An 8,280-nucleotide genomic window follows, 5' to 3' on the forward strand; every position below is an offset into this window, starting at 1 on the left:
CAAGGCGCTGACAGTGTCGAACGCGCCGCCGCGCGCCGGATGAGTGAATCATCCTTACTGCACTTCCAGCCCATCCACTTTCTGCCACCCGCGCGGCAACAACGCTCCGCGGCTCGCACGCGCGCCCACATACGTCTCCAGATCCTTGAACGACAGGCTCATGGTGCGTGCGCCGCTGCGTACCAGCAGCGTGTTGCCCGGTGCCACCGCCACCACCGCCACCACGCGCTCGGTGCCGAGCTTGGCCTTGGGGATCTCGATGATCTTGTTGCCTTTGCCCTTGTCCAGCTCGGGCACATCGCTGGCCGCCACCGCCAGCAGATTGCCGGCGCTGGTGACCGCGACAATGCGATCGGTCTGCGGGTTGATCACTTGCGCCGGCGCGAGCACCTGCGCGCCGGTGGTCAGATTGAGCATCGCCTTGCCGGCCTTGTTGCGACCGGTGAGGTTCTCGAAGCGGGTGACGAAGCCATAGCCGTGCGATGAGGCCAGCACGAAGCGAGTGGTGTTGTCCGCGCTAGCCATGACCTGGAACGACGCGCCGGAAGCGGGCGAGAAACGCCCGGTCAACGGCTCGCCATTGCCACGTGCCGAGGGCAGGGTGTGCACTGCGGTGGAGTAGGCGCGGCCTTCCGAATCCAGGAACGCCACTTGATGGGTGCTACGGCTGCGCACTGCGGCCAGCAAGCTGTCGCCATCGCGGTAGGACATGCCGGCCGGATCCACTTCGTGGCCCTTGGCCGCGCGCACCCAGCCCTTTTCCGACAACACCACGGTCATCGGTTCGCTGGCGACCATTTCGGTTTCGTCGATCGCCTGCGCCGCGCCACGCTGCACCAGCGGCGAGCGACGTGCGTCGCCGAACTTCTTGGCGTCGGCGGTCAGCTCGTCCTTGATCAGCTTCTTCAGCTTGGTCTTGCTTTCGAGAATGGCCAGGAGTTGCGCGCGTTCCTTGGCGAGGGCTTCCTGCTCGCCGCGGATCTTCATTTCTTCCAGGCGCGCCAGCTGGCGCAGCTTGGTTTCCAGAATGTATTCGGCCTGTTCCTCGCTGAGTGCGAACTTGGCCATCAACACCGGCTTGGGTTCGTCCTCGCTGCGGACGATGCGGATCACTTCGTCCAGGTTGAGGAAGGCGATCAACAAGCCTTCCAACAGGTGCAGGCGACGCTCGACCTTCTGCAAGCGATGGTTGAGGCGGCGGGTGACGGTATCGCTGCGGAAGGTCAGCCACTCGCTCAGCAGCTGGCGCAGATTTTTCACCTGCGGCCGGCCATCCAGGCCGATCACGTTGAGATTGACGCGGTAGCTGCGCTCGAGATCGGTGGTGACGAACAGGTGGCCCATCAGCTGCTCGGCATCGACGCGGTTGGAGCGCGGTACCAGTACCACCCGCACCGGGCTGGTGTGGTCGGACTCGTCGCGGATGTCTTCCAGCCACGGCAGCTTCTTGGCGCGCATCTGCTGGGCGATCTGCTCTATCACCTTGGACGGCGAGACCTGATACGGCAGCGCATCGATGACGATGTTGGCGTGTTCTTTCTTGTAGGTGGCGCGCGCACGCACGCTGCCATGGCCGGTCTCGTAGATGGCGCGCAGGTCGGCCACCGGGGTGATGATTTCGGCGGTGGTCGGGTAGTCCGGGCCGAGCACGTGCTCGCACAGTTCGGCGACCGTGGCATCGGGGTTGTCGAGCAGGCGCAGCAGCGCGCTGACGATCTCGTTGAGGTTGTGCGGCGGCACGTCGGTGGCCATGCCCACCGCAATACCGGTGGTGCCGTTGAGCAGCAGATGCGGCAGGCGCGCCGGCAACCAGGTCGGCTCTTCCAGGGTGCCGTCGAAGTTGGCGGCCCAATCGGTGGTGCCCTGGCTGATTTCGCCCAGCAGCACTTCGGCGATCGGGGTCAGCTTGGATTCGGTGTAACGCATCGCCGCGAACGACTTCGGATCGTCGGTGGAGCCGAAGTTGCCCTGGCCCTCGATCAGCGGGTAACGGTACGAAAACGGCTGCGCCATCAGCACCAGCGCTTCGTAGCAGGCGCTGTCGCCGTGCGGATGATACTTACCGATCACATCGCCCACGGTGCGCGCGGATTTCTTCGGCTTGGCGGCGGCGTTCAGGCCCAGCTCGCTCATCGCGAAGATGATGCGCCGCTGCACCGGCTTCAGTCCGTCACCCAGGAACGGCAGGGCGCGGTCGAGCACCACGTACATCGAATAGTCGAGATAGGCGCGTTCGGCGTACTCGCGCAGCGGCAGCTGCTCGAAGCCATGGAAGGTGGGGCGGGTCAGATCGGTCATTGCGAAGCCAGGTCCTACGAAAGAGGAACCCGCGCGCCAGGCGCGAGCTCGAAGAGCGCCGATTATCCGGATGCGGCGGGGGATGCCAAGCCGCGCGCGTGGCCACCGGCCAGATAACGCGTGGGCGGGGCGCCGAAATGGCGGTGAAACACGCTGACGAAAGCGCTGGGGCTGCTGTAGCCGAGCTGGTCGGCCACCTGCGCCACCGCGCTGCCCTGACTCAAGCGCCGCAGGCCTTCGGCGAGCCTGGCCTGCTGCCGCCACTGCGCGAAACTCAGCCCGGTCTCGCTGCGGAAGTGCCGGCTCAGACTGCGCGGCGACAGCCCGCCCCAATCGGCCCAGGCATCCAGCGTGCGCGGGTCGGCAGGGGTGGCGAGCAACTGCCGGGCAATCCGCAGCAGCCGGCGGTCGGCCGGCATAGGCAGGTGCAGGTGGTCGATCTGGACCTGGCATAGCTCGTCCAGCAGCACGGCGGCCAGCCGTTGCCGGGCGCTATCCAGCGGCTGATCCAGCGGCCAGCCGGCCGCGCGCATGATGACTTCGCGGGCGAGCCCGGTCAGGCGAATCACGCCGCCCTGGGCGGGCAGGGCGGCGCAGGCATCCGGCCGCACCACCACGCCCCCAGCCGCGCATCGGCCCGGCCAGCTCCACGGTGTGCTGCTGGCCGGGCGGCATCCAGCCGGCGCAGCCCGGCGGCAATGAGAGGGTGCCCTGTTCGGTATGCACGGTCAGTACGCCGTGCTCCACATACATCAGCTGGCCGCGCACATGCGCGTGCGGGGCGGTCTTCGGCGCCCATACCGCATGCAGATCGGCGAGGAAGGCGATTACTTCCGGACCATCGGCCCACTCGAAGCTGGCGCGCACGCCCGGTGGCAAGGCATCGACCGTCGTTGGCGGGTTTTCGATAGTCATCGGCGCAATTGTATTACCAGGCCAGCCAGACCCGCGCGTATCGTGGCGATCCTTGCTTGCGGTTTAATCCCTTTCGACATATTTGCATTGACAAATATATATTTCGGAAGAAAATGGCCGGCCATGAACGATCTTTCCTCCACCTCGCCGTCGTTCGGCTTGTTGCTGCGCCAGGTGCGCGACGCGCTGATGCGGCAGCTCGATGCCGAGATGAAGGGCGAACTGCCCGACTTCGGCTTCAGCCACTACGTCGGCTTGAAGATTCTGGCGGTGCGCTCGCCCTGTACGGCCAACGAACTGGCGCTGGCGCTGGACCAGACCCCGAGCGCGGTGACCCGGCTGCTGGACAAGCTCGAAGCGCTGGGCGCGGTGCGGCGCGAGCCGCATGCGCAGGACCGGCGCGCGTTGCAGATCGTCATGACCGAACAGGGCGTGGCCTTGTGGGAGCGCCTGAAGCTGCGCGGCGAACGCGCCATCGAGCACGGCTTGCGCGATCTGGCCGCGCCCGAGCGCGAACAACTCACCTCTCTTCTCATCCGTGTCCGCGATGCACTCAACTCATGAACGCTGCTAGTTCCTCGATCCAGATGTTGCGCCTGCGCTCAACGCGCTTTGCGCGGCCGCTTGTGCTCACCGCCTTGACGCTGGCATTGGCCGCCTGCGCGAGCAGTCGTGGTCTGGCCCCGCAAGGCGCCGTGCTGGAACCGGGTGCGCTGCATGCCGAGCGCACCCTGGCGCAAACCACCCTGAGCCCGGCCGCCTGGCCGGCCAGCGATTGGTGGCGTGCCCTGGGCGATCCGCAATTGAATGCGTTGATTGCCGAAGGCCTGCAGCACAGCCCTAGCCTGGCTGCGGCGGATGCGCGCCTGCGCCAGGCGCAGGCACGCATCGGTACCGCGCAGGCCGACCGCGGCCCGAGCCTGTCGGTGTCCGGTGGCTATGCCGGCGTGCAGTTGCCCGAATCGGTGGTGGGCGAGGAACGCGGCGGCAAGTTCGGCGGCAACGGCCAGGTAGTGCTGGATTTCCGCTACGGCGTGGACCTGTGGGGCGGCAAGCGCGCCGCCTGGGAAGCGGCAGTGGACCAGGCGCATGCGGCCGATGTGGATGCGCAGGCAGCCCGCCTGAACCTGTCGGCGGCGATCGCCGAAGCCTATGCCCAGCTCGATTACGCGTGGCGTGTGCACGATGTGGCCAACGATGAGCTGATGCGCGCGCAGAAGACGCTGGACCTCACCCGGCAACGTCGTGGCGCCGGCATCGACAGCGACTTGCAGGTGCGTCAGTCGCAGGCGCGCGTGCCGGCTGCGCAACAGCAGCTGCAATCTGCGCAGCAGCAGATCGACGAAGCGCGCACGGCGCTGGCCGCGTTGGTCGGGCAGGGCCCGGATCGCGGGCTGGATATCGCGCGCCCCACCTTGAGCAGCGCAGGCGCATTGCAATTGCCAAGTGCGTTGCCGGCCGAGTTGTTGGGTCATCGCCCCGATGTGGTCGCCGCGCGCTGGCGCGTTGAAGCGGCCGATAAAAACATTGCGGTCGCCAAGACGCGCTTCTATCCCAGCTTCAACATCACGGCGTTGGGCGGGCTGGTGAACCGGGATGTCGGCCAGTTGCTGGAAAGTGCATCGCTGTTCGGCGTGGTCGCCCCGGCCTTGAGCCTGCCGATCTTCGATGGCGGCAAGCTGCGCGCCAATCTGGCCGGCAGCGATGCGCAGTACGACCTGGCGGTGGCCGACTACAACCAGAAGGTGCTCGATGCGCTGCGTGAAGTGGCCGACCAGGTCAACGCGGTGCGTTCGCTGGAGCAGCGCGCACGCTCGCAGGACGAGGCAGTACAGACCGTCACTGCCGCCTTCGATCTCGCACAGCAGCGCTACCGCGCCGGCATCGGCAGCTATCTGGAAGTGCTCAGCGTGCAGGAGCAATTGCTGCTCGCACGCCAGCGCATGGCCAGCCTGCAATCGCAACAACTGTTGGCCTCGGTGAGGTTGCAGCGCGCCTTGGGCGGCGGATTCACGCCGGAACCTGCGCGCGACACCGCACACGCCGCGACCACTCCCGCACAACCGAATTCCTGAGACAGCGACGATGAGCCAGACGACTGCAACTTCTTCCCAACCTGCGCCGGCCGCGCCCAGCAAGCGCCGTGCGGCGCTGCGCATCGTGGCCATTGTGGTGATCCTGGCGATCATCGGTCTTGTGGTGTGGTACTTCCTGGTCGGCCGCTGGCACGAAGACACCGACGACGCATACGTGCAGGGCAACCAGGTGCAGATCACCCCGATGGTGGGCGGCACGGTGGTCAGCATCGGCGCCGAAGACGGCATGCGCGTGGAGCGCGGCCAGTTGCTGGTGCAGCTGGACCCGGCCGATACCGCAGTCGCATTGCAGCAGGCCGAAGCCAACCTGGCCAAGACCGTGCGTCAGGTGCGCGGTCTGTACCGCAGCGTGGAAGGCGCGCAGGCCGAACTGTCCTCGCGCGAGGTCACGTTGCGCAGTGCACGCGCCGACTTCGCCCGGCGTAAGGATCTTGCTGCCAGCGGCGCGATTTCCAACGAAGAACTGGCGCATTCCCGCGAAGAACTTGCCGCTGCCGAAGCGGCGGTGAGCGGTTCGCGCGAGAGCTTCGAGCGTAATCGCGCCTTGGTGGATGACGGCGCGGTGGCGAATCAGCCAGACGTGCAGACGGCCGCCGCACAGTTGCGTCAGGCCTATCTCAACCACGCGCGCACCGGTGTGATTGCGCCGGTGTCCGGTTACGTGGCGCGTCGTTCGGCGCAGCTCGGCCAGCGTGTGCAGCCCGGTAGCGTGCTGATGGCGGTGGTGCCGCTGGAGCAGGTGTGGGTGGAAGCCAACTTCAAGGAAACCCAGCTCAAGCACATGCGTCTGGGCCAGCCGGTGGAACTGCATTCGGATCTGTACGGCGGTGGCGTGAACTACACCGGCCGTATCGAAAGCCTGGGCCTGGGCACCGGCAGCGCGTTCTCGCTGTTGCCGGCGCAAAACGCCAGCGGCAACTGGATCAAGATCGTGCAGCGCGTGCCGGTGCGCATTGCGGTGGATGCCAAGCAACTGGCCGGCAATCCCTTGCGCATTGGCTTGTCGATGAAGGTCGAGGTCAATCTGCACGATCAGCAGGGCAGCGTGTTGCCGACCAAGTTCGCCAACGGCGCGGTATTTTCCACCGACGTGTATGCGCAGCAGTTGCAGGCTGCCGACGCGGATATCCAACGCATCATCCAGGACAACCTGCCCGCGCAGGCTGTTTCCAAGGCGGGCTAAGCCAGCATGTCTTCGCAAGCTCCCACCGCGCCCGGCGGCCCCTCGGCGCCTGCGCCCGCCGCCGGCTTTCGCCCGGCGAGCGTGGCGTTGTGCACCGTGGGCCTGGCGATGGCCTCGTTCATGCAGGTGCTAGACACCACCATCGCCAACGTGTCGTTGCCGACCATCGCCGGCAATCTCGGTGCCAGTTCGCAGCAGGCCACCTGGGTCATCACCTCGTTTGCGGTCAGCACCGCGATCGCCTTGCCGCTGACCGGTTGGCTGAGTCGGCGTTTTGGCGAGACCAAGTTGTTCGTGTGGTCGACACTGGCCTTCACCGTTGCTTCGTTGCTGTGCGGGCTGGCCCAGAGCATGGGCATGCTGGTGGTCTCGCGTGCGCTGCAGGGGTTTGTTGCCGGGCCGATGTACCCGATCACCCAGAGTCTGCTGGTGTCGATCTATCCACGCGAAAAACGCGGTCAGGCGCTCGCCTTGCTGGCGATGATCACCGTGGTGGCACCGATCGCGGGGCCGATCCTGGGTGGCTGGATCACCGACAACTACAGTTGGGAATGGATCTTTCTGATCAACGTGCCGCTGGGCATCATCGCCAGCAGCATCGTCGGTTCGCAGTTGCGCCATCGCCCCGAGCAGCTTGAAAAGCCGCGCATGGATTACATCGGCCTGATCCTGCTGGTGGTCGGCGTGGGCGCGCTGCAGCTGGTGCTGGATCTGGGCAACGACGAGGATTGGTTCTCTTCCGACAAGATCCTGGTGCTGGCCTGCGTCGCTGCGGTGGCGCTGGTGGTGTTCGTGATCTGGGAGCTCACCGACAAGGACCCCATCGTCGATCTCAAGTTGTTCCGGCATCGCAATTTTCGCGCAGGCACGCTGGCGATGGTGGTGGCGTATGCGGCGTTCTTCAGTGTGAGTCTGCTGATCCCGCAATGGCTGCAACGCGACCTTGGCTACACCGCGATCTGGGCCGGTCTGGCCACCGCGCCGATCGGCATCCTGCCGGTGTTGATGACGCCACTCGTGGGCAAGTATGCATTGCGCTTCGACCTGCGCATGCTGGCCACCATTGCCTTCATCTTCATGTCGTTCACCAGCTTCCTGCGCTCCAATTTCAACCTGCAGGTGGACTTCAACCATGTGGCCACGGTGCAGTTGGTGATGGGCGTGGGCCTGGCGTTGTTCTTCATGCCGGTGCTGCAGATTCTGCTGTCGGATCTGGACGGGCGCGAGATCGCGGCAGGTTCCGGCCTGGCGACCTTCCTGCGTACTTTGGGCGGCAGCTTCGCCGCATCGTTGACCACCTATCTGTGGGCACGTCGCACCCAGGTGCACCACGCGCACATCACCGAGCACATTTCGGTGTACACGCCGGGCATGCAGGAACAGGTCGCCGCGATGGGGCAGGGCGACCTGCAACGCGGCGCTGCATCGCTCAACAACATGATCAATCACCAGGCCTCGCAGATGGGCTTCAACGACATCTTCTACCTGCTTGGCTGGACGTTCCTTGCGATCATCTTTTTCCTGTGGCTGGCCAAACCGCCGTTTGGTGCGGGTGCCGGTGGTGCTGCGGCGGCTGGTGGGCATTAGGCGCGGCTGACAAGGGCGCAGCTGTATTACGAGCGGCTAAGAAAACGACTACACGCTGGTCTACTGCAGAGCGGATGATTTGTGAGTTGGCTGCAGGGCCCTTGCCCGCCCACCATCGCGGGACACGCCGCAAGTACGTCCCTGTAGCAACTGTGTTGTTGGAGGGGCTTTGGCCACTCCGTAAGCCGGGCACGGTGGTGC

At 65.7% G+C, this 8,280-nt stretch carries 5 protein-coding genes and 1 pseudogene; 4 read left to right on the forward strand and 2 right to left on the reverse strand.

Annotated features, from left to right (window positions below):
• Nucleotides 1-54: 54 nt before the first annotated feature.
• A complete protein-coding gene (parC, locus tag XcyCFBP4188_RS21880; RefSeq protein ID WP_104592848.1) occupies nt 55-2,298 on the reverse strand; it encodes a DNA topoisomerase IV subunit A in 2,244 nt (747 codons plus the stop codon).
• A gap of 62 nt (nt 2,299-2,360) precedes the next feature.
• Nucleotides 2,361-3,213 (reverse strand): annotated as a pseudogene (locus XcyCFBP4188_RS21885) (AraC family transcriptional regulator).
• Between the two features lie 123 nt (nt 3,214-3,336).
• On the opposite strand from XcyCFBP4188_RS21885, the gene XcyCFBP4188_RS21890 reads away from it, so the two are divergent.
• The 4 genes from XcyCFBP4188_RS21890 to XcyCFBP4188_RS21905 are packed head-to-tail and all read left to right on the forward strand — an operon-like array spanning nt 3,337 to nt 8,079.
• Nucleotides 3,337-3,777, forward strand: coding sequence for a MarR family winged helix-turn-helix transcriptional regulator (locus XcyCFBP4188_RS21890; RefSeq protein WP_006453275.1), 441 nt, complete (start codon nt 3,337-3,339; stop codon nt 3,775-3,777).
• 23 nt (nt 3,778-3,800) lie between these two features.
• A complete protein-coding gene (locus XcyCFBP4188_RS21895) occupies nt 3,801-5,288 on the forward strand; it encodes an AdeC/AdeK/OprM family multidrug efflux complex outer membrane factor (protein ID WP_081376447.1) in 1,488 nt (495 codons plus the stop codon).
• A gap of 10 nt (nt 5,289-5,298) precedes the next feature.
• Nucleotides 5,299-6,492: an HlyD/EmrA/EmrK family protein gene (locus tag XcyCFBP4188_RS21900; RefSeq protein WP_046931968.1), complete on the forward strand. Its 1,194-nt coding sequence runs from the start codon at nt 5,299-5,301 to the stop codon at nt 6,490-6,492.
• Between the two features lie 6 nt (nt 6,493-6,498).
• On the forward strand, nt 6,499-8,079 hold the full coding sequence (locus XcyCFBP4188_RS21905) for a DHA2 family efflux MFS transporter permease subunit (RefSeq protein WP_046931969.1): 1,581 nt from the start codon (nt 6,499-6,501) through the stop codon (nt 8,077-8,079).
• Nucleotides 8,080-8,280: the final 201 nt, after the last annotated feature.

This window comes from Xanthomonas hortorum pv. cynarae (assembly GCF_002939985.1).
Taxonomy (GTDB): domain Bacteria; phylum Pseudomonadota; class Gammaproteobacteria; order Xanthomonadales; family Xanthomonadaceae; genus Xanthomonas; species Xanthomonas hortorum_D.